The sequence below is a fragment of the Streptomyces sp. R-07 genome (assembly GCF_049913175.1).
GTDB lineage: Bacteria > Actinomycetota > Actinomycetes > Streptomycetales > Streptomycetaceae > Streptomyces.
This window is the reverse complement of the sequence record NZ_CP183978.1, coordinates 1,349,214-1,373,602: the sequence shown is the minus strand read 5'-3', so window position 1 is coordinate 1,373,602 and position 24,389 is coordinate 1,349,214. Positions and strand designations below refer to the sequence as shown.

The 24,389-nt window shown below is 72.8% G+C and carries 24 protein-coding genes and 8 tRNA genes; 18 read left to right on the top strand and 14 right to left on the bottom strand.

Annotation, left to right across the window (positions count from 1 at the left end; all coding sequences use genetic code 11):
* Positions 1-168 precede the first annotated feature (168 nt).
* Together cobA and ACN9M0_RS06125 are read left to right on the top strand one after the other, a co-directional pair.
* Positions 169-1,401, top strand: a complete 1,233-nt coding sequence (cobA, locus tag ACN9M0_RS06130) for a uroporphyrinogen-III C-methyltransferase (RefSeq protein ID WP_426403245.1) — start codon at positions 169-171, stop codon at positions 1,399-1,401.
* Positions 1,402-1,486: 85 nt separating this feature from the next.
* Positions 1,487-2,305, top strand: coding sequence for a TrmH family RNA methyltransferase (locus ACN9M0_RS06125; RefSeq protein WP_366040725.1), 819 nt, complete (start codon positions 1,487-1,489; stop codon positions 2,303-2,305).
* Positions 2,306-2,389: 84 nt separating this feature from the next.
* On the opposite strand, the gene ACN9M0_RS06120 is transcribed toward ACN9M0_RS06125, so the two are convergent.
* Entirely contained in the window at positions 2,390-3,595 is a 1,206-nt protein-coding gene (locus ACN9M0_RS06120; RefSeq protein ID WP_366040726.1) for a serine/threonine-protein kinase, read from the bottom strand.
* Positions 3,596-4,096: 501 nt separating this feature from the next.
* Between ACN9M0_RS06120 and ACN9M0_RS06115 the strand changes: the two genes are divergently transcribed.
* From ACN9M0_RS06115 to ACN9M0_RS06105, 3 genes are all read left to right on the top strand, one after another.
* The gene (locus tag ACN9M0_RS06115; RefSeq protein ID WP_366040727.1) at positions 4,097-4,264 is read left to right on the top strand and encodes a hypothetical protein; all 168 of its coding nucleotides are present in this window, start codon (positions 4,097-4,099) and stop codon (positions 4,262-4,264) included.
* A gap of 176 nt (positions 4,265-4,440) precedes the next feature.
* Positions 4,441-5,439 (top strand): phosphotransferase family protein, encoded by a 999-nt coding sequence (locus ACN9M0_RS06110; RefSeq protein WP_426403244.1) that lies wholly within the window; start codon positions 4,441-4,443, stop codon positions 5,437-5,439.
* Between the two features lie 67 nt (positions 5,440-5,506).
* A complete protein-coding gene (locus ACN9M0_RS06105; protein ID WP_366040729.1) occupies positions 5,507-5,800 on the top strand; it encodes a zf-TFIIB domain-containing protein in 294 nt (97 codons plus the stop codon).
* Positions 5,801-5,854: 54 nt separating this feature from the next.
* Here the strand turns inward: ACN9M0_RS06105 and ACN9M0_RS06100 are convergent.
* The 6 genes from ACN9M0_RS06100 to ACN9M0_RS06075 all read right to left on the bottom strand — a co-directional run bounded on the left by ACN9M0_RS06100 (position 5,855) and on the right by ACN9M0_RS06075 (position 6,439).
* Positions 5,855-5,929: transfer RNA gene (locus ACN9M0_RS06100), tRNA-Val, on the bottom strand.
* A 29-nt stretch (positions 5,930-5,958) separates the two neighbouring features.
* A tRNA-Val gene (locus ACN9M0_RS06095) sits at positions 5,959-6,030 on the bottom strand.
* A 41-nt stretch (positions 6,031-6,071) separates the two neighbouring features.
* A tRNA-Val gene (locus ACN9M0_RS06090) sits at positions 6,072-6,146 on the bottom strand.
* A 34-nt stretch (positions 6,147-6,180) separates the two neighbouring features.
* Positions 6,181-6,252: transfer RNA gene (locus ACN9M0_RS06085), tRNA-Val, on the bottom strand.
* Position 6,253: 1 nt separating this feature from the next.
* Positions 6,254-6,327, bottom strand: a tRNA-Cys gene (locus ACN9M0_RS06080).
* 39 nt (positions 6,328-6,366) lie between these two features.
* Positions 6,367-6,439: transfer RNA gene (locus ACN9M0_RS06075), tRNA-Gly, on the bottom strand.
* Between the two features lie 279 nt (positions 6,440-6,718).
* Here ACN9M0_RS06075 and ACN9M0_RS06070 point away from each other — a divergent pair.
* The 3 genes from ACN9M0_RS06070 to ACN9M0_RS06060 all read left to right on the top strand — a co-directional run bounded on the left by ACN9M0_RS06070 (position 6,719) and on the right by ACN9M0_RS06060 (position 9,511).
* Positions 6,719-7,786 (top strand): chorismate-binding protein, encoded by a 1,068-nt coding sequence (locus ACN9M0_RS06070; RefSeq protein WP_399697608.1) that lies wholly within the window; start codon positions 6,719-6,721, stop codon positions 7,784-7,786.
* On the top strand, positions 7,783-8,610 hold the full coding sequence (locus tag ACN9M0_RS06065; protein WP_426403243.1) for an aminotransferase class IV: 828 nt from the start codon (positions 7,783-7,785) through the stop codon (positions 8,608-8,610). Before ACN9M0_RS06070 ends, ACN9M0_RS06065 begins: the two co-directional genes overlap by 4 nt.
* Before the next feature lie 61 nt (positions 8,611-8,671).
* Positions 8,672-9,511: a GNAT family N-acetyltransferase gene (locus ACN9M0_RS06060; protein ID WP_426403242.1), complete on the top strand. Its 840-nt coding sequence runs from the start codon at positions 8,672-8,674 to the stop codon at positions 9,509-9,511.
* Between the two features lie 37 nt (positions 9,512-9,548).
* Here the strand turns inward: ACN9M0_RS06060 and ACN9M0_RS06055 are convergent, their stop codons facing one another.
* Positions 9,549-10,064, bottom strand: a complete 516-nt coding sequence (locus ACN9M0_RS06055) for a DsbA family protein (protein ID WP_366042753.1) — start codon at positions 10,062-10,064, stop codon at positions 9,549-9,551.
* Between the two features lie 144 nt (positions 10,065-10,208).
* On the opposite strand from ACN9M0_RS06055, the gene ACN9M0_RS06050 reads away from it, so the two are divergent.
* The gene (locus tag ACN9M0_RS06050; protein ID WP_426403241.1) at positions 10,209-10,622 is read left to right on the top strand and encodes a hypothetical protein; all 414 of its coding nucleotides are present in this window, start codon (positions 10,209-10,211) and stop codon (positions 10,620-10,622) included.
* A 122-nt stretch (positions 10,623-10,744) separates the two neighbouring features.
* Positions 10,745-10,909: a hypothetical protein gene (locus ACN9M0_RS06045; protein ID WP_366042751.1), complete on the top strand. Its 165-nt coding sequence runs from the start codon at positions 10,745-10,747 to the stop codon at positions 10,907-10,909.
* Between the two features lie 20 nt (positions 10,910-10,929).
* On the opposite strand, the gene ACN9M0_RS06040 is transcribed toward ACN9M0_RS06045, so the two are convergent.
* Both ACN9M0_RS06040 and ACN9M0_RS06035 read right to left on the bottom strand, forming a co-directional pair.
* On the bottom strand, positions 10,930-11,487 hold the full coding sequence (locus ACN9M0_RS06040; protein WP_366042750.1) for a CGNR zinc finger domain-containing protein: 558 nt from the start codon (positions 11,485-11,487) through the stop codon (positions 10,930-10,932).
* A gap of 191 nt (positions 11,488-11,678) precedes the next feature.
* Complete coding sequence (locus tag ACN9M0_RS06035) at positions 11,679-12,092, bottom strand: SsgA family sporulation/cell division regulator (protein WP_015032345.1); 414 nt, start codon at positions 12,090-12,092, stop codon at positions 11,679-11,681.
* A 189-nt stretch (positions 12,093-12,281) separates the two neighbouring features.
* Here ACN9M0_RS06035 and ACN9M0_RS06030 point away from each other — a divergent pair, with 189 nt between their 5' ends.
* Together ACN9M0_RS06030 and ACN9M0_RS06025 are read left to right on the top strand one after the other, a co-directional pair.
* Positions 12,282-12,704, top strand: a complete 423-nt coding sequence (locus ACN9M0_RS06030; protein ID WP_366042749.1) for a TIGR02611 family protein — start codon at positions 12,282-12,284, stop codon at positions 12,702-12,704.
* A gap of 54 nt (positions 12,705-12,758) precedes the next feature.
* A tRNA-Val gene (locus ACN9M0_RS06025) sits at positions 12,759-12,833 on the top strand.
* Between the two features lie 52 nt (positions 12,834-12,885).
* Here ACN9M0_RS06025 and ACN9M0_RS06020 read toward each other — a convergent pair.
* Positions 12,886-15,561, bottom strand: coding sequence for an SCO7613 C-terminal domain-containing membrane protein (locus tag ACN9M0_RS06020; protein WP_426403240.1), 2,676 nt, complete (start codon positions 15,559-15,561; stop codon positions 12,886-12,888).
* Positions 15,562-15,644: 83 nt separating this feature from the next.
* On the opposite strand from ACN9M0_RS06020, the gene ACN9M0_RS06015 reads away from it, so the two are divergent.
* Both ACN9M0_RS06015 and ACN9M0_RS06010 read left to right on the top strand, forming a co-directional pair.
* The gene (locus tag ACN9M0_RS06015) at positions 15,645-16,142 is read left to right on the top strand and encodes an SRPBCC family protein (RefSeq protein ID WP_366042747.1); all 498 of its coding nucleotides are present in this window, start codon (positions 15,645-15,647) and stop codon (positions 16,140-16,142) included.
* A gap of 39 nt (positions 16,143-16,181) precedes the next feature.
* Positions 16,182-16,253 (top strand) — tRNA-Val (locus ACN9M0_RS06010).
* 55 nt (positions 16,254-16,308) lie between these two features.
* Here the strand turns inward: ACN9M0_RS06010 and ACN9M0_RS06005 are convergent.
* Positions 16,309-17,037 carry a 3'-5' exonuclease gene (locus tag ACN9M0_RS06005; RefSeq protein WP_366042678.1) on the bottom strand — a complete coding sequence of 243 codons (729 nt, stop codon included), beginning with the start codon at positions 17,035-17,037 and terminating at the stop codon, positions 16,309-16,311.
* A 121-nt stretch (positions 17,038-17,158) separates the two neighbouring features.
* Here ACN9M0_RS06005 and ACN9M0_RS06000 point away from each other — a divergent pair, with 121 nt between their 5' ends.
* From ACN9M0_RS06000 to thrS, 3 genes are all read left to right on the top strand, one after another.
* Positions 17,159-17,725, top strand: coding sequence for a DUF4365 domain-containing protein (locus tag ACN9M0_RS06000; protein ID WP_366042676.1), 567 nt, complete (start codon positions 17,159-17,161; stop codon positions 17,723-17,725).
* Positions 17,725-19,038, top strand: a complete 1,314-nt coding sequence (locus tag ACN9M0_RS05995; RefSeq protein ID WP_426403239.1) for a hypothetical protein — start codon at positions 17,725-17,727, stop codon at positions 19,036-19,038. Before ACN9M0_RS06000 ends, ACN9M0_RS05995 begins: the two co-directional genes overlap by 1 nt.
* Positions 19,039-19,207: 169 nt before the next feature.
* Positions 19,208-21,184 carry a threonine--tRNA ligase gene (thrS, locus tag ACN9M0_RS05990; protein ID WP_366042674.1) on the top strand — a complete coding sequence of 659 codons (1,977 nt, stop codon included), beginning with the start codon at positions 19,208-19,210 and terminating at the stop codon, positions 21,182-21,184.
* 13 nt (positions 21,185-21,197) lie between these two features.
* On the opposite strand, the gene ACN9M0_RS05985 is transcribed toward thrS, so the two are convergent.
* Positions 21,198-21,896, bottom strand: coding sequence for a potassium channel family protein (locus ACN9M0_RS05985; RefSeq protein WP_366042673.1), 699 nt, complete (start codon positions 21,894-21,896; stop codon positions 21,198-21,200).
* 65 nt (positions 21,897-21,961) lie between these two features.
* On the opposite strand from ACN9M0_RS05985, the gene ACN9M0_RS05980 reads away from it, so the two are divergent.
* The gene (locus ACN9M0_RS05980) at positions 21,962-22,525 is read left to right on the top strand and encodes an HIT family protein (protein ID WP_366042672.1); all 564 of its coding nucleotides are present in this window, start codon (positions 21,962-21,964) and stop codon (positions 22,523-22,525) included.
* A 111-nt stretch (positions 22,526-22,636) separates the two neighbouring features.
* Here the strand turns inward: ACN9M0_RS05980 and ACN9M0_RS05975 are convergent, their stop codons facing one another.
* Positions 22,637-24,292, bottom strand: coding sequence for a hypothetical protein (locus tag ACN9M0_RS05975; protein ID WP_366042671.1), 1,656 nt, complete (start codon positions 24,290-24,292; stop codon positions 22,637-22,639).
* Positions 24,293-24,389: the final 97 nt, after the last annotated feature.

Genomic DNA, 24,389 nt, shown 5'->3' with positions numbered 1-24,389 from the left:
TCCCGAACCCGGTTCCGGAGCGTCCCCCACGCACCTGCCCACCGGCCGGGGGACATCCGTCACACCCAGCAACCCCCACGTCACCGCTATCGTGACCGTGCAGAGCCGCTCCACCGCAGCAGCGGCACCCTCGCCCGCACCGCACGCTCTCCGAGGAGCCGCTCACCCATGGCAGAGAACACCGAGCACCCCGCCTACCCGGTGGGGCTGCGCCTCGCCGGCCGCCGCGTCGTCGTCCTCGGCGGCGGTCAGGTGGCCCAGCGCCGACTCCCGGCCCTGATCGCAGCGGGCGCCGACGTCACCCTGATCTCCCCGTCCGCGACCCCGTCGGTGGACGCGATGGCGGAAACGGGCGAGATCACCTGGATCAAGCGCCGCTACGAGGAAGGCGACCTGGCGGACGCCTGGTACGCACTGGTGGCAACGACGGACCCGACCGCGAACGCCGCAGCCTCGGCCGAGGCGGAGCGGACGAGGACCTGGTGCGTCCGGGTCGACGACGCGGAGGCGGCCACCGCCTGGACCCCGGCCACGGGCCGCGACGCCGGAGTGACCGTAGCCGTGCTCACGGGCCACGACCCCCGCCGCTCGGCCGCCGTGCGGGACGCGATCGTCGAGGGACTCCGCGACGGTTCGATCGCCGCGCCCGCGCACCGCTCCCGTACGCCCTTCGTCGCGCTGGTCGGTGGCGGCCCCGGTGACCCGGACCTGATCACCGTACGAGGCCGCCGGCTGCTCGCCGAGGCGGACGTGGTGATCGCGGACCGGCTCGGCCCCCGCGACCTCCTGGACGAGCTGCCGCCGAACGTCGAGGTGATCGACGCGGCGAAGATCCCGTACGGCCGTTTCATGGCCCAGGAGGCCATCAACAACGCGCTCATCGAGCACGCGAAGCAGGGCAAGTCCGTGGTCCGCCTGAAGGGCGGCGATCCGTTCGTGTTCGGCCGGGGCATGGAAGAGGCCCAGGCCCTGCTGGCCGAGGGCATCACGTGCACGGTGGTCCCCGGCATCTCCAGCTCGATCTCGGTGCCGGGCGCGGCCGGGATCCCGGTGACGCACCGCGGGGTGGCGCACGAGTTCACGGTGGTCAGCGGCCATGTGGCCCCGGACGACCCGCGGTCGCTCGTCGACTGGGCGTCGCTCGCGAAGCTCACGGGCACCCTGGTGATCCTCATGGGCGTCGACAAGATCGGCAAGATCGCCGAGGCGCTGATCGCCCACGGCAAGTCCCCGGACACCCCCCTGGCCCTGGTCCAGGAGGGCACGACGGCGACCCAGCGCCGGGTGGACGCGACGCTGGCGACGGTCGCGGAGACGGTCAAGGCGGAAGAGGTCCGTCCGCCGGCGGTCATCGTGATCGGCGAGGTGGTCACCGAGGGCCCCGACAAACTGACGAAGTAACCACCACGGACCAGGGGTGACCGCACAACAGGTCGACCCCGCCGCACACATTGGCACCACACCCCGGACAAGGCAGTATCACCTCGTGGCCGAACTCATCACGATCGACGACCCCGACGACCCGCGCCTGCGCGACTACACCGGCCTGACCGACGTCGAGCTCCGCCGCAGGCGCGAGCCGGCCGAGGGCCTGTTCATCGCGGAGGGCGAGAAGGTCATCCGCCGGGCCAGGCAGGCCGGGTACGAGATGCGGTCGATGCTGCTCTCCGCCAAGTGGGTGGACGTCATGCGGGACGTCATCGACGAGGTCCCGGCGCCGGTGTACGCGATCCAGCCGGACCTCGCCGAGCGCGTCACCGGCTACCACGTGCACCGTGGCGCGCTGGCCTCGATGCAGCGCAAGCCGCTCCCGGAGGCCGCCGAACTCCTGGCCGGCGCCCGCCGTGTGGTGATCATGGAGTCGGTGAACGACCACACCAACATCGGCGCGATCTTCCGCAGCGCCGCCGCCCTGGGCATGGACGCGGTCCTGCTGTCCCCGGACTGCGCGGACCCGCTGTACCGGCGCTCGGTGAAGGTCTCGATGGGCGCGGTGTTCTCGGTCCCGTACGCCCGCCTGGACTCCTGGCCCCGGGGCCTGGAGGCGGTACGGGAGGCGGGCTTCAAGCTTCTGGCCCTGACCCCGGCGGAGAAGGCGACCTCGATCGACGAGGCCGCTCCGCACCGTCTGGACCGGGTGGCGCTGATGCTCGGAGCGGAGGGCGACGGCCTGTCCACGCAGGCGCTGCGTGCCGCCGACGAGTGGGTCCGCATCCCGATGGCGCACGGCGTCGACTCGCTGAACGTGGGCGCGGCGGCGGCCGTCGCGTTCTACGCGGTGGCGACGGGCCGCCCGGAGTCCTGACCGCTCCCGTGGCCGACGGGCCGCTCGGAGTCCTGACCGCTCCCGTGGTCGACGGGCCGCCGGAGTCCTGACGCTCCGGCGGTCCTACCCCTGAAGGGCCTGGGCGGCGGCGATGCCCAGCGCGACCACCAGCGTCACGACCACGAAGACGAAGAGCCGCTGCCGCAGGAGCCGGGGATTGGCGGGGCGGCGGCCGGTCGACGTGGAGCGGGCGCCGGGCCGGGTCCCGGGACGGGACTGTGGCCCGCGCGAGCCACCGGTCCGGGGCCCGGCCGAGGGCCGGGACGAAGGACCGGGCCCACGCCCGGGTCGCTCGCCACGCTCAGGACCACGCTCAGGCCCGCGCTCGCCACCCCGCTCGGGGCCACGGCCGGGCACGTCCCGCTCGGTGTACCGCTCGGTGGGCCGGACGGTGTTCCGCTCCTCGGCCCGTTCCCGCTGGACGGGCGGCCGGGCGACCGGCAGCCCCTGCGCCTCGCGCGCCGCGATCTCCTTGAGCCGCATGGACAGCTGCAGCGTGCTGGGCCGGTCCTCCGGGTCCTTCGCGAGGCAGGCCCTGATCAGCGGGGCCAGGGCGTCCGGCACCCCGTGCAGCTGCGGCTCCTCGTGCACGACGCGGTAGAGCATGACCTCGGAACTGCCGTGCCCGAAGGGGGAGTCGGACATCGCCGCGTACGCGAGGGTGGCACCGAGCGAGAACACGTCGGTTGCCGGGGTGACGGCCGCACCGCGCACCTGCTCGGGGGCGAGGAAGCCGGGGGAGCCGACGGCGGTGCCCACGTGGGTGAGGGTGCTGGCCCCGGTGGCCCAGGCGATGCCGAAGTCGATGATGCGGGGGCCCTTGGGGGAGAGCAGGATGTTCGAGGGCTTGAGGTCGCGGTGGACGACCCCGGCCTCGTGGACGGCGACGAGGCCCTCCGAGAGCGCCGCCCCGATCGAGGCCACGTCGGCGGCGCGCAGCGCGCCCTCCTCGGCGACCCGGTCGTGCAGCGAGGGGCCGGGTACGTACTGGGTGGCGAACCAGGGGCGGTCGGCCTCCAGATCGGCCGCGACGAGGCGGGCCGTGCAGCCGCCGCGGATCCGCCGGGCCGCGGACACCTCGCGCGCGAACCGCGAGCGGAATTCCTGGTCCTCGGCCAGGTCCGGCCGGATCACCTTCAGCGCCACCCGCTGGCCGCGCCGGTCGGACCCCAGGTACACGACGCCCATCCCGCCGGCCCCCAGCCTGCGGTGGAGCCGGAACGACCCGACGATCCGCGGATCCTCGCGCCGGAGCCGCATCATCGCCATGTCCGTCCCCTCGTCCGTTCGACGTGGCACAGCTTACGTAGTGGCGCCCGTACGCGCTCATAGGCCGCGCCCTCGCACCGGGATCGATTGTCAGTGCTGAGGGGGAAGGCGGGGGACAGGCGGTCACGGGAGCGCGCCCCAACCACCCTGCCGGGAAACCCACTTGACGAGCGGACACGGACACGGCCGGGCGCCCGGCAGGGCGTGCCCGAGCGCCACCGGACCAGGCGGCGGACCCGGCGCCCGGGGAAGTGAGCGAAGTCACTCGTCCACCCCTCTCCGGGTGCCCCCTCAGGGAAGTCCCCGGGTTCCGGGGCCCCGTCTCCACCCAGGGGAGTACGCCGCACGGGCGGGCCTCATCCTCCGGGAGGCCCGCAAGTAGGTACGCGGGCATGACGTCCCGGCGCTTCCCGCTCCCTAGTGTTGAGGTCAAGCGGCGGGTGCAGCACTCGTCCCCCGAGGTCACGCACCCGCCGCGCCAGACACGACAGGAGAGGAACCATGGCCTACACGGCACTGCGGACGACCACCCGGCCCTCGAGCCGCCGTCACCCCCTGGTGGCCACCGCCATGGTCCTCCCTCTCGCGGCCCTGCTCGTGGTCGTCTTCGGCGGCTGGGAAGCGGTGGTCACACAGGCGTCGTCCGTGGGCGTGATGCTGGGGCGCTGAAAGGCGCCTCGGACCCGGGAGAGCGGCCCGGGTCGGGACATCCGGCCGGAAACCCCGTGGGGACGGGGGTGCGGCGGACGGCAGCGTGAGGCCGGTCAGCTGGGGAGCTGACCGGCCTTCGCGCGTTCCCGGAACGGCGGCGGTCAAGGCCGGCACCCACCCCGTACGCTCCCGGAGTGGACTCCGCACCCCCGATACCCCCGACGACGCACCCCACCGCACCTCCGACGGCCCCGACGCTCCACCGCCTCGCCGCCGTCGCGCACACCGCCGCTCACCCGGCCGCCGCGCCCTGCCGTTGTGCGGGGGATCTCGTCGGAGTGCTCGCCGACCGGGACGACGGGAGTGTCGTACGGCACGGGGGGCTCGTCGCCAAGGCGCACGCGCCCGGCACCGACCCGGAGGCCCATGGCGTACGGCTCGCGCTGGCCGCGCACCAGGATGTCGGCGGCGTCTTCCTGCCGCCCGTCCCGCTGCCGCGGCCCGGCCCGGAATCGCTCGACGGCCGCCCGGTGACCGTCTGGCCGTACGGCCCGCCCGTCGACCCGGAGGACCCCGAGGCCGCACCGTGGGAGGAGGCGGCGCGACTCCTCGCCCTGCTGCACCGCACCCCGCCCCCGCCGGGCTTCTCCGACCGGCTCCCGGACATGCGGGCCCCCGTGAAGGTGGCCCTCGCCGTGGACCGGATGCGCCGCACGGCTCCGGACCATCCGGCGGCCGTCACCGTCCTCGACGCCTGGCGCACGGTCCCCGACGGCCCCGGGACGGCGTACCGGCTGCTCTGCCACGGCGACTTCCACCTCGGCCAGCTGGTCCGCGACACCCGCTCCACGGCCGCCGCCGAAGGCCGCGACGCTCCCTGGCGGCTGATCGACATCGACGACCTCGGCCTCGGCGATCCCGCCTGGGATCTGGCCCGGCCCGCGGCCTGGTTCGCGGCCGGCCTCCTGCCGCCGGAGGTCTGGTCCCGTTTCCTCGGCGCGTACCAGCAGGCGGGCGGCCCCGCCGTGGACGGCGATCCGTGGGGCCGACTCGACGTGCCCGCGCGGGCCCTGACGGTCCAGACCGCGGCCCTGGCCCTCGCCAAGTCCACGGCCGAGCGCCGGCCGCTCGACGAGGTCGAGGAAGTGATGATCGACACCTGTGCCCGCATCTCCGGACATCGAACCGGGTAGGCACTTTCGGCGTCCACGTAAGGTGAAGCCACCATTCGAACGGCAATGTCAGGGAGTTGAGCCGAGCATGCAGTGTCCCAAGTGCCATGCGGCCATGCACACGTACAACCGCAACGGTGTCCAGATCGAGCAGTGCAGCGGTTGCCGGGGCATATTCCTGGACTACGGCGAGCTGGAGGCCCTGACCCGCCTGGAGTCCCAGTGGGTCCAGCAGGCCCCGCCCGCCCCGCAGGCCTACCCGGCGCAGCCGGCCCCCGCCGCGCCCGCCTGGGGCGCCCCGCACCAGGGCGGCCACCACGGTGGTCACCACGGCGGCCACTACCGCAAGGGCGGCTTCGGGCGGATGCTCTTCTCCTCCTGACCGGGGCACGAAGAAGCCCCCGGCCGCGAGCTGCGGCCGGGGGCTTCTTTCGTCTGGTGCGCGATACTGGGATTGAACCAGTGACCTCTTCCGTGTCAGGGAAGCGCTCTCCCGCTGAGCTAATCGCGCGGGTACACCCGAGAGGTGCATGTACTGCGTGCGCGATACTGGGATTGAACCAGTGACCTCTTCCGTGTCAGGGAAGCGCTCTCCCGCTGAGCTAATCGCGCGGGCGCACCCGAGGGGTGCGTGAACTGTGATGCGTGAACTGTGGTGCGCGATACTGGGATTGAACCAGTGACCTCTTCCGTGTCAGGGAAGCGCTCTCCCGCTGAGCTAATCGCGCGAGGGATCCGAAGACCCAGGATCCGAAGATCCAGTGGACGATACTGGGATTGAACCAGTGACCTCTTCCGTGTCAGGGAAGCGCTCTCCCGCTGAGCTAATCGTCCTTGGAGGTGGAGACGGGATTTGAACCCGTGTAGACGGCTTTGCAGGCCGTTGCCTCGCCTCTCGGCCACTCCACCAGGAGTGAATACAGGGGTTCGGGAAGATCCCCCACATCGAGCGGACGACGAGATTCGAACTCGCGACCCTCACCTTGGCAAGGTGATGCTCTACCAACTGAGCCACGTCCGCTTGTCGTTTCCGTTCCGCTTGCGCGTCCCGGCGACGTGTTGAACTCTAGCGGATTCCTGGGCCAGTACAAAAACGCGTTTCCGCAGCGTGCTGACCTGCGAGCCCTTCACGGCGCCCGGCCGGGCCTCCCGGAGGGTTCGCGCGGCGTTCACTCGCCGTGTTCCCGAGGTGGCGCGGAGCCCCGCCCCACGCGCCCCACCCGCCCCCGCCGCGTGCGCCCCACGTGCCCCTTCCGCACGCGACCCCGTGCCCCCGCCCCGCCGGACCTAGACTCGATGCGTGCACGACCTTGCTCCTCTGGCCCGCTTCGGCGGCCTCGTCGCGACCGATCTCCGGGACGTCACCCACGACCCCGAGGCACTGGACTCCGCAGGCTTCTGGGCCGTCTGCGCGGACTTCGAAGGGCGCCTCACCTGCGCGCGCTTCGGGGACGTCCGGCCCGACCCCGTCCCCGCGCCCGTCCCGGGTGCCTGGCGCGGTCCCGCCGCCGGTGACTGGACGTCCTCGCTCGACCGCACCGCGTACACGGCGGGCGTACGGCGCGTGCGCGAGCACATCGCGCGCGGCGAGGTCTACCAGGCGAACCTCTGCCGGGTGCTGACCGCGCCGCTGCCGGACCCGGCCGCCGCCGACGTCGACGCCCTCACCGCTCTCCTGGCCCGGGGCAACCCCGCTCCCTACGCCGGAACGATCCGGCTGCCCGCCCACGGGGTGGAGATCGCCACCGCCTCCCCCGAGCTGTATCTGCGCAGGGAAGGGGCCCTGATCTCCTCCGGTCCCATCAAGGGCACCGGCCGTACCGTCGCCGACCTCCTCCCCAAGGACCACGCGGAGAACGTGATGATCGTCGACCTGGTCCGCAACGACCTGGGCCGCGTCAGCGAGACCGGCAGCGTCGCCGTCCCCGAGCTCTGCGCCGTCGAGGAGCACCCCGGCCTCGTCCACCTCGTCTCCACGGTCACCGGCCTGCTCCGCGAGGACGCCGGCTGGCCCGAGCTGCTCGCCGCCACCTTCCCGCCCGGCTCGGTGACCGGCGCGCCCAAGTCCAGCGCGCTGCGGATCATCGAGGCCCTGGAGACCGCGCCCCGGGGCCCGTACTGCGGAGGCATCGGCTGGGTGGACGCCGACGCGGGCACCGCCGAGCTGGCCGTCGGCATACGCACCTTCTGGATCGACCGCCCCGAGGGCGTGCTCCGCTTCGGCACGGGCGCCGGGATCACCTGGGGCTCCGACCCGGAGCGCGAATGGGAGGAGACCGAGCTGAAGGCCGACCGGCTCGTCGCGATAGCGTCGGGCGCCTACGAGTCAGGCGCCTGTGAGGCGAGCGGAAAGGCCACTTCTCGATGAAACTCTGGGTCAACGGCGGGCTGCACGACGCGGAGACCGCCCGGGTCTCCGTACTGGACCACGGACTGACCGTCGGCGACGGCATTTTCGAGACGGTCAAGGCGGAGCGTGGCGAAACGTTTGCTCTCACGCTGCACCTGGAGCGGCTCACCCGCTCCGCCCGCGGCCTCGGCCTGCCCGACCCGGACCTCGACGAGGTCCGCCGCGCCTGCGCCGCCGTCCTGGAGTCGAACCCGATGGAGCTCGGCCGGCTCCGCATCACGTACACCGGCGGTCTCTCCCCGCTCGGCTCGGAGCGCGGCGACGCCGGGGCGAGCCTGGTCGTCGCCCTCGGCGAGACCGGCCGCCGCCCCGACTCCACCGCCGTGATCACCGTCCCCTGGACCCGCAACGAGCGCGGCGCCCTCACCGGACTCAAGACCACCTCGTACGCCGAGAACGTCGTCGCCCTCGCCAGGGCGCGCGAGCAGGGGGCGTCCGAGGCGCTCTTCGCCAACACCGTGGGGCAGCTCTGCGAGGGCACCGGCTCCAACGTCTTCGTCGTGGTCGACGGCCGGATCCTCACCCCGCCCGTCTCCTCCGGCTGCCTCGCGGGCATCACCCGGGCCCTCGCCGTGGAGTGGACCGGCGCCGAGGAGACCGACCTGCCGCTGGACGTGCTCGAGAGCGCCGACGAGATCTTCCTGACCTCGACCCTGCGCGACGTCCAGGCCGTGCACCGGGTCGACGCGCGCGTACTGACCGCCGCGCCCGGGCCGGTCACCGCCAAGGCCATGCGGGTCTTCGACGAGCACGCGGCCCAGGACCGGGATCCGCGCCTCTGACTGCGCCACGGGCGCGTAAAACCGGATGACGGACGGCCCCGGGGTGGGTAGAACACCACTGATGACCACCACCCTGCGGCCGGCCGAGCCGCTTCAGCAGACGCCCGACGGCGGCCGTTCCCGCACCTACGACGTGTGTGTGAACAGCCGCCGTGTCGGTTCCGTCCACCTCTCGACCGATCCCGGCTTCGGTGCCGCCTCGGGCCGGATCGAGAAGCTCCGGGTCGACGAGCCGGATCAGGGGCGCGGCCGGGGCACGGTCGCCGCGCTCGCCTCCGAGGAGGTGCTGCGGGGCTGGGGCTGCGGCGAGGCGCAGATATCGGTGCCCGCGGACGCCGGGCCGGCGCTGCGGATGGCCCGCTCGCTCGGCTACACCGAGCGCAGCCGGAACATGGTCAAGGAACTGGCCGCCGAGCCGCCCGCGCTGCCCGAGGGCGTCGAGGTCCGGCCCATGACCGGGGACGAGTACGAGGCGTGGGAGACCCGGGCCAAGGAGGGCTTCGCGCAGAGCTGGATCGACCGGGGCGTCCCCGAGGACCAGGCCCGCACCAAGGCCGAGGACAGCCACCGCAAGTACCTCTCGGACGGCCTCGCCACCCCCGGCGTCGCGATCCACGTGGTCGTCCGTGACGGGCGGCCCGCCGGCTTCCTGTGGACCGGCCGGATCGAGCTCGAACCGGGGCGCTGGGCGGCCTTCGTCTACGACATCGAGGTCGACGCCGAGCAGCGCGGACGCGGCTACGGCCGGGCGCTCATGCTGCTCGCCGAGCGCGTCGCGCACGAGGCCGGGGACACCCGGCTCGGACTGCACGTCTTCGCGGGCAACACCCCGGCGATCCGGCTCTACGAGTCGCTGGGCTACCGCACGACGTACGTCAACAGCGCGAAGACCCTGCTCTAGGTCCTGCCTTTCGGATCAGGCGGCCGGCCGCGGGCGATCAGGCCTCCAGGAGGCGGTCGGCGAGCTGCTCGATGCGCTCGCGCAGGCCCTCCTGGCTCTGGCCGCCGTCCAGGCGCTCGCCGCCGATGACGTAGGTCGGGGTGCCGGTGACCTTGATCGCCTTGCCCTCGGCCTCGTCGGCGTCCACGGTCAGCAGGTGCCGGCCGTCGATCAGGGCGGTGTCGAACTCCTCGGCGTCCAGGCCCAGTTCGGTGGCCACCTCCAGGAGGACCGGCTCGCCCCGCTCGCCGAGCTCGGCGGTCCGCGCGAGCAGCGCCTCCGTGTACGGCCAGCCCTTGCCCTGCTCGAAGGCCTCCTCGGCGGCCTGGGCGGCGGCGTACGCGTGCTTGTGCTTCGCCAGCGGGAAGTGGCGCAGCTGTACGTCGAGCCGCTCGCCGTACTTCTCGCGGAGCGCGCGGACGTCGTCGAGGGCCTGGAAGCAGTCGGGGCACTGGAGGTCGAACCACGCCTCCAGGACGACGGGGGAGGCGGGTGCGGTGGTGGAGTCGTTCATTGCAGCAGTCTCCCACCCCGCAGGGAGGAGATCCCGGCCGGGACGACCCGGAGATCTCCCTGAGACCGGCCCCGGGACATGGCCCCGGACACCCTCGGCGGTGCAGGATGGAAGGGACGTATCGCCCGGCTCCTGGAGGATCGCATGCTCGCCGAGACCATCTGTTCCGCGGTGTCCGCGGCGGGCCTGGGCATCGCCGCGATTTCGGCGTACCGGAAGCGTTTCCTGTCCGCCGCCCGGATCGCGGCCTACGCCCTGGTGCCGCTCGGTCTGGTGATGACGGGTGCGGTCGAGTGGATCGCCGACACGGCCTTCAGCCCGGTGGCCTGGGCCGGCTTCGGCGTCCTCGGTGTCGCCTGGCTGCTCTTCCTGTCCACCCGGGCCGTGGAGCGCCGTCGGGCCGGCCGTCAGGAGACCGCCGGGGGAGCCGAGCCGAGAGCCGTGGCCCCGGCCGCGTCGGCGCCCTCGCGCGCCGTGACGGCGAAGCCGCAGGCCGGCCAGTCCGCCGGAGAGGACTTCAGCGACATCGAGGCGATTCTGAAGAAGCACGGAATCTGATCACTTCTGGCGATTCCGGTGTCCGTCCCCGTCCCGTGATCCACGGGAAGGGGTGAACGGGCCCCGCGGTGGGGCGTGTTGCGGGATTCGACGGGTGTGCGGTGCGCCATCATCCCCCCGAGATGCTGGATACCTCGCGGGAGCCCGTGCCCGCCACCACCGACACCCCCGCCGAAGAGCCGCGTGGCTGCCTGTACGCGCTCTCCCAGCCGCCACTGATGATCTTCCTCGGGGTGATCGGCTGTCTGTTGCTCGTGGCCGCCGTGCACGATCTCTTCGTGCTCTGAACCTCCCGGGACGGGGACGGTCAGCCCGCCGCCTCCTTGCGGCGTGCCCGGTACGCGGCCACGTGCAGACGGTTGCCGCAGGTACGGCTGTCGCAGTAGCGGCGTGAGCGGTTGCGCGAGAGGTCCACGAAGGCCCGGCCGCAGTCCGGCGCCTCACAGCGCCGCAGCCGCTCCTGCTCGCCTGCCACGACGATGAACGCGAGGGCCATGCCGCAGTCGGCCGCGAGGTGGTCCGCCACCGAGGCGCCCGGCGCGAAGTAGTGCACGTGCCAGTCGTAGCCGTCGTGGTCGGTGAGCTGCGGGGTGGTGCCCGCACCCGCCACCAGCTGGTTGATCAGGGGGGCGGCGATCCGGGCCTCGGGGGCGGAGAAGACCGCCGCGAACTTCTCGCGCACCTCGCGCACGGCGCCCAGGTCGTCGGGGCCCAGGTCGCCCACGCCGCTGACCTTGTGCGCGCGCAGGAAGTCGTGGAGCTCCGGGAGGTCCGCGAGCTCGTCGGCGCGCTCGCCCTGGGGCGCGGTGTTCATCAGATCGACGACGGTGTCGAGGGCGATCCGGGTGTCGTGGGGGATCAGCACGATTCGCTCCCTGGCCGGCCGCGGGCGGGCGCCCGCGGAATGGCGCTGACTTTAGCGCGCCCCGGAAAACGACACCGGCGCCCACCACCGCGCCGGCTGCGCGGTGGGAGCGCCGGATCTCGTGCCTATGTGACTGACCACGCGGCGCCGTCGCCCCGAGTCGGACGGCGCCGTGCGGCTCTCGGCCTGGCTCAGCTGTCGGCCAGGATGTGGGAGAGCTCCGTATCGAGATCGAAGTGCCGGTGCTCGGTGCCCGGTGGCACAGCGGCGTCGGTCCTCTTCAGGAACGACTCCAGGGCCCTCGCCGGGGCCTCGAGCAGGGCTTCTCCCTCGGGGGAGCTCAACGCGATGCAGACGACTCCCTGACCGTGACTACGCGACGGCCAGACGCGGACGTCGCCCGTGCCGGTGGGCCGGTGCAGCCCCTCGGCGAGAAGGTCGCGGGCGAAGACCCACTCGACCGTCTCCTCGGCTCCGGTGTGGAAGGTGGCGTGCACGGCATAGGGATCGGCCGTGTCATACCGCAGGCCCGCGGGTACAGGCAGTGAGGACTCGCTCGACACAACGAGGCGCAGGTGCAGCTCGCAGCTGACCGTGGTGTTCATAAGCGCCAGGGCCTTTCGCTCAGTGTGCGCTCGGGGATTCGCACGTCGGCGAAATCGACATGCCACCTCCGGTGCCGTTGTAAACCCCTCTGTCGGTTTTGTGATCGTTCAGGTAGCTCGTATGGGCGTGTGTGACCTGCGGTAATACCGCCATTCCGGTGGGGGCTCCCCGTCCGGTAGGTTGGGGGCATGAATGCGGAGAGTGACGAGCGCGCCGGGGAGTCCGCAGGCGGCAAGGAAGCCGAACTGGGATCCCGCGCACCGGAGTTCATCAAGTCCCGCCGAGGGCTGCATCTGAGCTGGCAGGTCGGCGTCTTCATCGTGGGACTCGCCGTGGTCGGCGCCGGAGTGGTGATGCTGCCGCTCCCGGGGCCCGGCTGGCTGGTCATCTTCGGCGGCATGGCGATCTGGGCGACCGAGTTCGTCTGGGCCCAGCTCGTGCTCCGCTGGACCAAGCGCAAGGTCACGGAGGCCGCCCAGCGCGCCCTCGACCCCAAGGTCCGCCGCCGGAACATCATCCTCACCACCATCGGCCTGGTGATCATCGCCGCGCTGCTCGCGGTCTACTTCTGGAAGTTCGGCTTCGTCATGCCGTGGAAGATCGACGAGTGACCTTCCGATGGTTCGGAACCACCGCTGACATGCGGTAATGTTTGCGGTGCGCCGGGGCGATTAGCTCAGCGGGAGAGCACTTCGTTCACACCGAAGGGGTCACTGGTTCGATCCCAGTATCGCCCACCACCCGGCCCGAAGGCCCGGAGACGGAACACCGTCTCCGGGCCTTCGGCGTCTCTCACCGCATCCGCGCAAGCCGCTCCCGCAGCCTCCGCGCGTCCCGCAGCCGCTGCTCGTACGTGGCGCCCACCGCGAGCAGCAGCAGCCCCGCCAGGGCCGGCGGCAGCCAGCGCGGCAGCGCACCCACCGCCTGCACCACGTACGGCGCCAGCTCGTGCAGCCCGTCGAGGGCGAGCACCGCGCCGCCGAGCACCAGGAGCGCCTGGAGCCGGAACCGCGCGCCGAGCAGCGTCACCACGAGCGCCGCCACCCCCAGGGCCAGCGGGCGCGCCCACTCCGGGTCCGTCCAGGCCGCCACCAGGCTCGGCAGCAGCGTCACCGCGAGGCCGGGGCCGTACGCCGTCCACGACGAGGCCTCCGGGTCCCGGCGCCGCCGCAGGAAGCCGACGACCAGCGCGGGCACCGTCACCGGGAGCGTGTACGCCTCCGGGGTCGTCACGTCCCAGACGGCGAGCCGCACCCACGTGGCGAGCAGGAACAGCACCGCCGCCGTCCACGAGGCGAACCGCCGCCGGTCCGGCCGTACCGCCGTCGCCGCCGCGATCACCCCGCAGAGGGCCAGCGCGAGCGCGAGGAACGCGGGCCGGGACGCGGCGATCCCGAGGGCGAGGAGCGCCACGGCCGCGCCGGTGACCTCGACCGCCAGGGCCACCGGACGCGGGGCCCTGGAGCCGATGGCGGCGGTCGCCGCCGGGACGAGCAGGAGCACGAGCGCCGTCCAGTGGTCCTCGAACCCGCCCGCGGCCGCCACCGCGAACACGAGCCCGGTCGCGGCGATCACCGCCCCGCAGGCGGAGACCACCCGGCGGGCGTCCGTGCCGAGGGCCGCGACCCCCGCGAGGAGCGCCAGAACCACGCCGAGCGCGGTGAACGTGGCCCCCCGCACGTCCAGGGCCAGGGCGACAGCGCCGGCGGCGGACGCGAGACCGCCCGCGTACGCGGTCCACCCCAGGGCGGTCCCGGGCTCCACCACGGCCCGAGCCCGGGGCTGGGAGGGTGCCCACGCCGGCCAGGAGGCCCCGGGCCCGGAGACGGTGGGGGTCGCGGGGCCGGAGGCCGTCGGCGCGGGGGAGTCCGCGGCCGCCGGTGCGGCCGAGCCCTCCGGCCTCCGGCGGGTGGCCGGGCCGTCGGTCTCGGACGGGGGCCGGACGTCGGGCTGTCCGGGGGCGCCCGGGGCCGGAGCCGCGGCCGCGCGCAGACCGCGCGTCAGCGGGCCCGGGCGGACGGCGAGCCACAGGGCCGCCGCGGTCGTGAGCAGCTGGAGGGCGAGCGTCGCCGCGTACGGCAGGCCGAGGGAGACCGGCAGGGCCGTGAGGAGCGCCCAGGCCAGGGCGAGGGCCCCGCACCGGGCCCAGAGCCGGGGGAGCGCCACGAGGGCGGCGACGGCCACCGCCAGGACCAGGACCGCCGTCGCCGGGTACGAGGCCAGGGCACGCGCGGCGTGCTCGCCCGACCAGACGTCCGTCGTCCGGGCCACCGGCCCGAGGAGCCCCGCCACCGCCGGCGGCAGCGCCCACGCGACCCCGAGGGCCGCCACTCCGGCCCCCGCTCCGGCCAGGCCGAGCCGGATCCCGCGCGGCAGACCGGGGCGGGTCGCCGGTCCGGGCCCCGCCTCGGCTGCGGCCGGGTGGGACGCCGTGCCGGGCGTCCGGCCGCCGCTGGGAGTCGCCGTACCGGTTCCGCCGCCTGCCGTCGCGCCGCCCGGACGCCACACCGACGCCAGTGCCAGCGCGCAGAGTACGTAGCCCGGTACCGCCCAGTCGTCCGGGAGCGCCGAGCGCAGGAGGCCGCCGCAGGCCGTCAGGACCGCCAGGCCCGCGACCGCGGAGGCCGCCGCCGCGAAGGCGGGGACGCGCCAGGCCGCGTACAGGGTCACCGCCGCGCCCGCGAGGAGGAGCGGTGCACCGGTCCACGGGGAGACGAGGGAGAGCCAGCCGCCCGTCAGCAGGGACCAGCCGCCCAGCGCGGTCGCGGCCGTGGCGGCCGTGATCCGGACCGCCGCCGGCCGGGTCCACAGCACGACCGCCGCGTCCGCCGCCGCCGTCAGGAGCGCCGCCCACGCGAAGGCCGTCGAACCGCCGCCGGCCGCGAGCACGCCCAGCGGCAGCGGCAGCTGCGCCGCGACCACGGCCACCGGCAGCGGGATCCGCAGCCGGGACAGCACCGAGCCGTAGGCCGTCCACGCGCCCGCGAGGACCGCCGAGGCCACGGCCGTGTATCCCAGGCCGTCGCTCTCCGGCAGCGCCACCCGATGCAGCGCGTACGCGTCGAGCACCATCAGGACGAGACCCAGCGCCGCCACCGACTCGGCCGTCGACACCAGGCCCTTGCGCAGCAGCGCCACCGGCGTCGCGAGCGCCGCACCGGTCACCACGGCCAGGACCGTCGCGCGGGCGCCGATCCCCATCGAGCCCCAGCTCACCAGGGTGAACGCGACGGCCGCGATCGTCAGCAGCGTGCCGCCGAGCGTGAGGAGCACGTTCTGCGCGCTCCTGGGCGTCGAGTCCGCGACCGGCGGACGCGGGCGGAGCGGAGCCGCCGCAGCGACCGGCGGGTACAGCACCTGGATCAGCCAGCCGCGGCGGGCCAGCAACTGGGACCGGCGGGCGTCGAGTTGCGCCAGCTCGCGGTCGACGAGCACCAGCTCGTCCGCGGGTGGCAGGGAGTTGTCCATACCCGGAGTGTGGCTCCGGCCACAGTCGGCGGGAATGCGTCCCGGTACTCAGATTCCCGCCTGAGTACGCCCACACTGGGGGCATGGACTGGTGCAGGTACCGCTTCCGCTGTGTCTGGCGGCTCGCCGCCGCGCCCGACGACGTCTACGCCGTCCTGGAACGGGGCGAGGAGTACCCCCGCTGGTGGCCCCAGGTCCGCGAGGTCGTCCCCCTCGACGACACCACCGGCACCGCCCGCTTCCGCTCCCTCCTCCCGTACGACCTCGTCGTCACCGCCCGGGCCGTGCGCCGCGACCCGGCCGCCCGTGTCCTGGAGGTCGGCCTCGGCGGGGACCTGGAGGGGTGGGCCCGCTGGACCCTCAGCCCCGAAGGGACCGGCACCCACGCCCTGTACGAGCAGGAGGTCGAGGTCCGCGCCCGGCTCCTGCGGGTCCTCGCCGTCCCCGGACGGCCCGTCTTCCGCGCCAATCACGCCCTGATGATGCGCGGGGGACGGCGGGGGCTCGCGGCCGAGATGAAGGAGGTCGCTCGAAGAGCGTCGATGAGGGGTGGTGGTCGGGCGACGGGCGGGCCGGTTTGAACGAAGGGCGCGAAGGCCTGTATGGTTCAACCCGTTCCCGGGCGATTAGCTCAGCGGGAGAGCACTTCGTTCACACCGAAGGGGTCACTGGTTCGATCCCAGTATCGCCCACCGGGAGAGGCCGGTCCGTCGAAAGACGGACCGGCCTTCCGCATTCCCGCCCCGTTCACGCCGCCGTACGCAGCTCCGGGCGCAGCGGCCACGCCGGGTCCACCGTCTCCGGCGTCCCCTGCCGGGTGAACCAGGCCTGGAGCCCCCGCGCCTGCGCCGCGTGCCACACCGCCTGGAGCGTGTGCAGCTCCGGCGGCGTGAGCCGCTCGAGACGGGACGAGAAGCGCCGCGCCACCGCCCGTACGACATCCATCGCCGCCGCCGCGTCCGCCGCCGCGTCGTGCGCGCCCGCCAGCTCCACCTCGTAGTGCGCGCACAGGTCCGTCAGCGTCCTGCGGCCCTTCCGGTAGCGGTCCAGGTGCTTGTCCAGGACCCGCGGGTCGAGCACGCACAGCGGGCTGCCCGCCGTGTAGTCGCCCAGCGTGGACGCCCGGTGCCGGCGCAGCTCCCGGTCCAGGATCGTCAGATCGAACGGGGCGTTCATCACCACCAGCGGCCGCCCCGCCGCCGACTGCTCGGCCAGCGCACGCGCCAGCTCCTCCATGACCGGCGACGGCCACCGGCCGTTCCGCTGGAGGTGATCGTCCGTCAGGCCGTGGACCGCGGTGGCCCCCTCCGGCACCGGTATGCCGGGGTTGACCAGCCAGCGCGTCACCCGCGGACGCGCCCCCTCCGTGTCCTGGACGACGAGGGCGGCCGAGACGATCCGGTCCTCCTCGACGTCAACTCCCGTGGTCTCCGTGTCGAAAGCGGCCAGGGGCCCTTCGTACCAGTGCATCGACATCCCCGAACTCCCTGCACACGTGCGGCAGATGGCCAACCCCCTGCCCCGAAACGGTGATACCCGGACTGTTTGCGTCGTACGCGGACCGGTCACAACACAAGGGACGGGGAAGGAAAACGACATGGCGCTCGCCCAGCCCGAGTCGGGAGGGCTGCCGCCCCAGCGGGTGGCACCGACGCGCGGCTCACTCGCCACCACCGCCTGCATGGAGACCCTTCAGGTGGGATACCTGCACGCCGTCGCCGCCGCGGCCGGCTGCTCGCTGTCCCAGCCCTTTCCGGACAACGGCATCGACTGGCACGTGAGCCACAGCGCTCCCGGGCACACCGTCGACGACGAAGTGACCATCAAGGTGCAGCTCAAGTGCACCTACCAGATACCGCCGCGCCCCCCGGGGAGCGCCTTCTCCTTCACCCTCGACAACGACCACCTGGTGAAACTCGCCCGGACGCCGGTGTCCGTGCACAAGATCCTGGTCGTGATGCTCGCCCCGAGGTCGCAGGAGGACTGGCTGAGAGCGAGCCACGACCGGCTCGACCTGCGGCACTGCTGCTACTGGACCAACCTGGCCGGACACCCGGTCACGGGGCGGCGCCGGACCACCGTGCGCATCCCGACGACACGGATCTTCGACGACCGGGCGCTCTGCGAGATCATGACCCGGGTCGGCGTGGGAGGGAGACCTTGATGCACCGACCGATCGACGAACCCGGGTTCGGGGACGAGGGGGACGGGGCCGGGCGCGGCCCCGTCCCCCCGCCCTACCGGCCCCATCCGGCACCCGGCGAGACCCCCGGACCCTGGACCGGCATCCCCGCCCCGCCCATCGGACCCTGGGCCGACACCCAGGGCACGCCCGACCCGGGCAGGGTCGACCCGCGGGTCCTCGGCGCCCTGCTCGCCCGCCACGGCTGGCGGCGCCGCGGCGGCGCCGTCGGCCGCTACAGCCGCTGGACCCCGCCCGGCACCGGCACCGGCACGAGCCTCCTCGTCCCGGAGAGCCGCGCCTTCCCGGACTGCGAGGACCTGCTCGGCGAGGCGCTCACCGCCCTCGCCCGCAGCGCCACGCCCTCCGCCCGCGAGGTCCTCACCGGCCTCTCCGTACCCAGCGACGAGATCCGCTGGTGGCGCGACGTGCCCCCGGGCCCGGCCGGCATCGTCCCCTGGACCGTGCAGGAGCAGCTCAGGTCCGCCGCCCGGCAGCTGCTGCTCGCCGGCGCCCTCGCCGTGCGCGGCCGGGCCGGCTACTACGGCGCCCGGCACCGGCGCGGCGCCCAGGCGTCCCTGGAGACCGTCGTCGTCGGCGCGGCGCCCGGCGGGCGCGGCCTCACCGCCTTCCTGCCGGTCGACCCGGGCCGCCCGATCGCCGTCCGGCTCTACCACGCGCTCCACGCGGCCCGCGAGGCCACGGACTACCAGCGGGCCACCGGCGGCATGGAGGCCTTCGACACCGCCGTCGAGGCGGGCGTCAGCCGCGAGCTCACCGAGGCGCTCGTCGCCCTCGTCCGGGGCACCGAGGGCGCCCGCATCGCCCTGGAGTGGGCCCCGGCCGCCGGCGCGCCCGAGGGGTGCGCCGCCCGGCCCGAACCGGTCGAGTTCTCACCCGGTGACCTGCCCGCGCTGCGGGAGGCGAGCGCCCGCTACCTGACCGACGAGCCCTCCGTGCCGGTCCGGCTCACCGGCGCCGTCGTCCGCATGCGCCGCTCCGGGCCGCGCGGCGAGGGGATCGTCCGGCTCCGGGTGCTCGGCGGCGCGGAGGTCCCGCACGTCCGGGTCGCCCTCGACGAGGAGGCGTACCGCACGGCCGGCCACGCCCACCTCGTCGGTCTCCCGATCAGGGTCGTGGGCCGGCTGGAGAGCCGTGGCGGCTTCCGACGCCTCACCGACGCCTCCGGCGTCGTCCCCGTGCAGGTCGACGAGACGGAACGGGACCGCCTGCTGAAGGCCCTCCACGAGAACCTCGACTTCTTCGAGGAGGCGTGCGGACCGGACGAGGAGTGAGGGGGCCGGGGCCGGAGGCAGCGGCGAGACACGGGGGCCGGGGGAAACCGTTTCGCGGTGGGCGCGGACGGCTCGGTAACATCAGCGGTGCGCGGCACCTCGTCTCTGTTGCGCACCGCCGACGCCGGCACCTCGTGTCTGCCAGCGCCCCGAAGGAAGAAGAACACCCGTGTCTGAAGTCCGTGTGACCGTCCAGTCCGCCTCCGAGGCAGAGGAGAGGGCGGTGAGCGCGGGCACCACCGCCGGCGCCCTGTTCGCCGACGACCGCACCGTCATCGCCGCCCGCGTGGGCGGCGAGCTGAAGGACCTGTCGTACGAGCTCGCCGACGGCGATGTCGTCGAGGGCGTCGAGATCTCCTCCCCGGACGGTCTCGACATCCTGCGCCACTCCACCGCCCACGTCATGGCCCAGGCCGTGCAGGAGCTCTTCCCCGAGGCCAAGCTGGGCATCGGCCCGCCGGTCCGGGACGGCTTCTACTACGACTTCGACGTCGAGAAGCCCTTCACTCCCGAGGACCTCAAGGTCATCGAGAAGAAGATGCAGGAGATCCAGAAGCGCGGCCAGCGCTTCGCCCGCCGCGTGGTGACCGACGAGGCCGCCCGCGAGGAGCTCGCGGACGAGCCGTACAAGCTGGAGCTCATCGGCATCAAGGGCTCCGCGTCGACCGACGACGGCGCGAACGTCGAGGTGGGCGGCGGCGAGCTGACCATCTACGACAACCTCGACGCCAAGACCGGCGAGCTGTGCTGGAAGGACCTCTGCCGCGGTCCCCACCTGCCGACCACCCGGAACATCCCGGCGTTCAAGCTGATGCGCAACGCGGCCGCCTACTGGCGCGGCAGCGAGAAGAACCCCATGCTCCAGCGCATCTACGGCACCGCCTGGCCGTCGAAGGACGAGCTGAAGGCGCACCTCGACTTCCTCGCCGAGGCCGAGAAGCGCGACCACCGCAAGCTGGGCAACGAGCTCGACCTCTTCTCCGTCCCGGACGAGATCGGCTCCGGCCTCGCGGTCTTCCACCCCAAGGGCGGCATCATCCGCCGGGTCATGGAGGACTACTCGCGCAAGCGCCACGAGGAGGAGGGCTACGAGTTCGTCTACTCGCCGCACGCCACCAAGGGCAAGCTGTTCGAGAAGTCCGGCCACCTGGACTGGTACGCCGAGGGCATGTACCCCCCCATGCAGCTCGACGAGGGCGTGGACTACTACCTCAAGCCCATGAACTGCCCGATGCACAACCTGATCTTCGACGCGCGCGGGCGCTCCTACCGTGAGCTGCCGCTGCGCCTGTTCGAGTTCGGCACCGTGTACCGGTACGAGAAGTCCGGCGTCGTCCACGGTCTGACCCGGGCCCGCGGCTTCACCCAGGACGACGCGCACATCTACTGCACCCGCGAGCAGATGGCGGAGGAGCTGGACAAGACCCTCACCTTCGTCCTCAACCTGCTCCGCGACTACGGTCTGAACGACTTCTACCTGGAGCTGTCGACCAAGGACCCGGAGAAGTTCGTCGGCTCCGACGAGGTGTGGGAGGAGGCCACCGCGGTCCTCCAGCAGGTCGCCGAGAAGCAGGGCCTCCCGCTGACCCCCGACCCGGGCGGCGCCGCCTTCTACGGCCCGAAGATCTCGGTGCAGGCGCGGGACGCCATCGGCCGCACCTGGCAGATGTCGACCGTGCAGCTCGACTTCAACCTGCCGGAGCGCTTCGACCTGGAGTACACCGCGCCGGACGGCACCAAGCAGCGCCCGGTCATGATCCACCGCGCGCTGTTCGGCTCGATCGAGCGCTTCTTCGCCGTGCTCCTGGAGCACTACGCGGGCGCCATGCCGCCGTGGCTGGCCCCGGTCCAGGCGACCGGCATCCCGATCGGTGACGCGCACGTCGACTACCTGCACGAGTTCGCCGCCAAGGCGAAGAAGCAGGGCCTGCGGGTGGACGTCGACTCCTCCTCGGACCGGATGCAGAAGAAGATCCGGAACGCGCAGAAGCAGAAGGTCCCGTTCATGATCATCGCGGGTGACGAGGACATGGCCGCCGGCGCCGTCTCCTTCCGCTACCGCGACGGTTCGCAGGAGAACGGCATCCCCGTCGACGAGGCGATCGCCAAGCTCGCCAAGGTCGTCGAGGACCGCGTCCAGGTCTGATGACCTGAGCCGTTCAGGAGGCCCCCGGGGAGTCCCCCGGGGGCCTCTCGCCGTCCCCCCTCTCGTCCTCCCGGGTGAACGCCTGGATCAGCCAGGACGAGAAGGAACCCGTCACCGCGCCGAGCAGGGCCAGACCGACGCCCATCAGGCCCACCGCCGTGAGGCGGCCCATCGGCGTCACCGGGGTCACGTCGCCGTATCCCACCGTCGACAGCGTCGCGCACGCCCACCACACCGCGTCCCCGAAGGTGCGGATCGTCGCGCCGGGGGCGTCGTACTCGAAGTGGTAGACGGTCAGCGCTCCCGCGAAGCCGAGCAGGCTCGCCGTCATTCCCGCGTACGCCATGACCCGGGCGTAGAGCGTGAGCCGGGGCTTGTCACGGCGGCGCTGCACGTGGTCGTAGACGCTCACCACCCGGAGCGGGCGCAGCAGCGGCAGAATCACCACCACCGTGTCGAGGAAGTGGTGGCGGACGAAGCGGAGCAGACCGAGACCGCTCAGCCTGACCCGTACGACATAGTCCACGATGAAGATCGCCCAGGCGGCGTAGGTCAGCGCGAGGCACAGGTCGCGCATGGCCCCGGACAGATCATGGGCCAGGATCCGCACCGCGTAGGCGGCGAGGAAGACCAGGGCTGTCACCGTCAGCGGGGTCTCCATCCGGCGGTCCCAGCGTTCCAGCGCGGGCGGGATCAGCGGCCTGTCTCTCATCGGATCAGCATGGCCGCTGCATGGATCTTCCGCCCCGGCGACACGTTCCGAACGGACGACGCAATATGCTGCTCAGCATGACGACTGAGCCGGAGCAGCAGATCGGAGTGGGGACGCGGGACGCGTTCCAGCGCCTGTGGACGCCCCACCGGATGGCGTACATCCAGGGCGAGAACAAGCCGACCGGGCCGGGGTCCGAGGACGGTTGTCCGTTCTGCGTGATCCCGTCGAAGTCGGACGAGGACGGTCTGGTGATCGCGCGCGGCCAGGGTGTGTACGCGGTGCTCAACCTCTACCCGTACAACGGCGGTCACCTGATGGTCGTCCCGTACCGTCACGTCGCCGACTACACCGACCTGGACGAGGCGGAGACGGTCGAGCTCGCCGCCTTCACCAAGCGCGCGATGGTCGCGCTGCGGGCGGCGTCCGGTGCGCACGGCTTCAACATCGGCATGAACCAGGGCGCCGTCGCGGGCGCCGGCATCGCCGCGCATCTGCACCAGCACGTGGTGCCGCGCTGGGGCGGGGACACGAACTTCATGCCGGTCGTGGGGCACACCAAGGTGCTGCCCCAGCTGCTGGCCGACACCCGGAAGATGCTGGCCGACGCGTGGCCGGCCACTCTCTGAACCGCTGAGCGCGCGGGGACCCGGGTCGCGTGCGACCCGGGTCCAGCCGTCTGAACCTCCGTGGGCGACCCGGTCGGGCGTTCGAGCATCCGCGCGCCGTGGGCGACCCGGTCAGGCGTCGTAGACGTCGGCCTTCTTCGGGCCCGGGTCCTGGACGCCACCGCTGAGGAACAGCGAGCGGTTCGTGAAGCGCTCCGTGTCCACGTTGTGCTCGTCGAGCACCTTGAGCGTCGCGGTGTGGACGGCCCGGAGGACGGGCGTGGCCATGCGGATGGCGTCGTCGGCCATGAAGCGGTTCTTCCAGAGCGGCCCGGCCCACACGTGCCGCAGACCGAACGGCTCGGGCAGGGACATCTTGCCGCCGAGGAACTCCAGGACCGGCGGATACCAGGTGAGCGGGGCGCGCACCGCGAGCCGGACGATGTCGTTGGTCTGCAGCAGCGGCTGCTGGATCTCCTTCGTCTCCCAGAAGCGGACGGTCTTGGCGACCTCCTTCGTCTTCGCCTTCGGCTTCGTGGTGAAGAGGCTGTGGACGGGGCCGAGCGCGTGGCCGGTGACCTCGATCCGGAGCGTGTGGTGGAGCGAGGTGACGGTGACCATCATGGTGAGGACGAGGTTCCCGTCCCAGAGCGTGAACTGCACGCCGAGGTAGTGGCGGTTGCCCGCGCCGAACTGCTGGTCGTTGCAGATGCGCTGTATCTCGTGCGGCTTGACCTGGTAGTGGACGATGTTGTCGCCCTCGGGGCGGGTGACCTCGTCGGCGCCCTCACCGACCGGGGAGACGATCCAGTGCTTGACGGTCGGCTTGGGGAAGCCGGTCTTCAGGGAGCCGCGCTCCAGGAGCGACAGCTCGTCGTGGATCCTGCGGATGACGTCCCAGGCGCGGAAGGCGTGCAGCTCCCGGCCGGGCTGCGGGACCAGCTCCTCGGCGAGCGTCCAGCTGCCCCAGCGGGTGCCCAGGCCGAGGATCCCCTTGGTGCCGGCGTAGAACACGATGTTGGACTGCTGCTCGGCGGAGAGCTTCTCCAGGCTGACCCGGAGCGCCTCGGCGGACTTCTCGCCCGGGTCCTGGGGGACGGACTTGGGGACGTGGGGGCCGATCCCGCCGCCGCCGAGCAGGCCGCTCCAGCGCTCGCGCAGGTCGACGGCGGCGTTCAGGCAGATCCGGCTCGCGAGGAACCAGCCGACGACCGGGGCGACGACCATCGCGCGCAGGTAGTTCGGCAGGATCCCGTCGAAGGGCAGCCTGATCAGGACGAGCGCGGCGAAGATCCCGGCGGCCCAGAGGAGGGCGGTGCCGACGGCGTTGTGGCGCTTGTTCTCGGAGCCGGCGACGAGGCGGCGGAGCTGGATGACGCCGAGCCAGAGCAGCAGGCCGGGCAGGAAGAGGACGCCGAAGAAGAAGGTGACCAGGGTCAGCTTGATGTCGCGCTGCCTGCGGAGGTGGGTGGCGGCCAGGCAGTGCTCGACGACCGGCTGCGGCTCGGCCCCGAAGGACTGGATCAGTGCCTTGCGGGCACCGCCGAGCATGCGGACCTGGACCGCGCGGGAGAAGGCCTCGCCGAGGTCGGGGCTGAAGAGCCCCCACTTCCCTTCCTTGACCGTGGTCTTGTAGAGGTCGTTGTCCGCGTCCTGGATCGTCTTCAGAGGGCTGTCCCGGTACGCGGCGGAGGCGAGCGCGTTCGTCGCGCCCGTACCGCCTCCCGCGTTCTGGAGCGGGATCTGTGCCCCGGGTCCGAAACCGTTGATCGACACTGCCGCCCCCATCGCGCGCGAGTACCTGTGCGGGCTGTTCCCAACTGCCGCGCCCCGCACACCTTCTGAGCTGGGCACCACAGCGTAACCGGGTACCGGCGGATGCGTC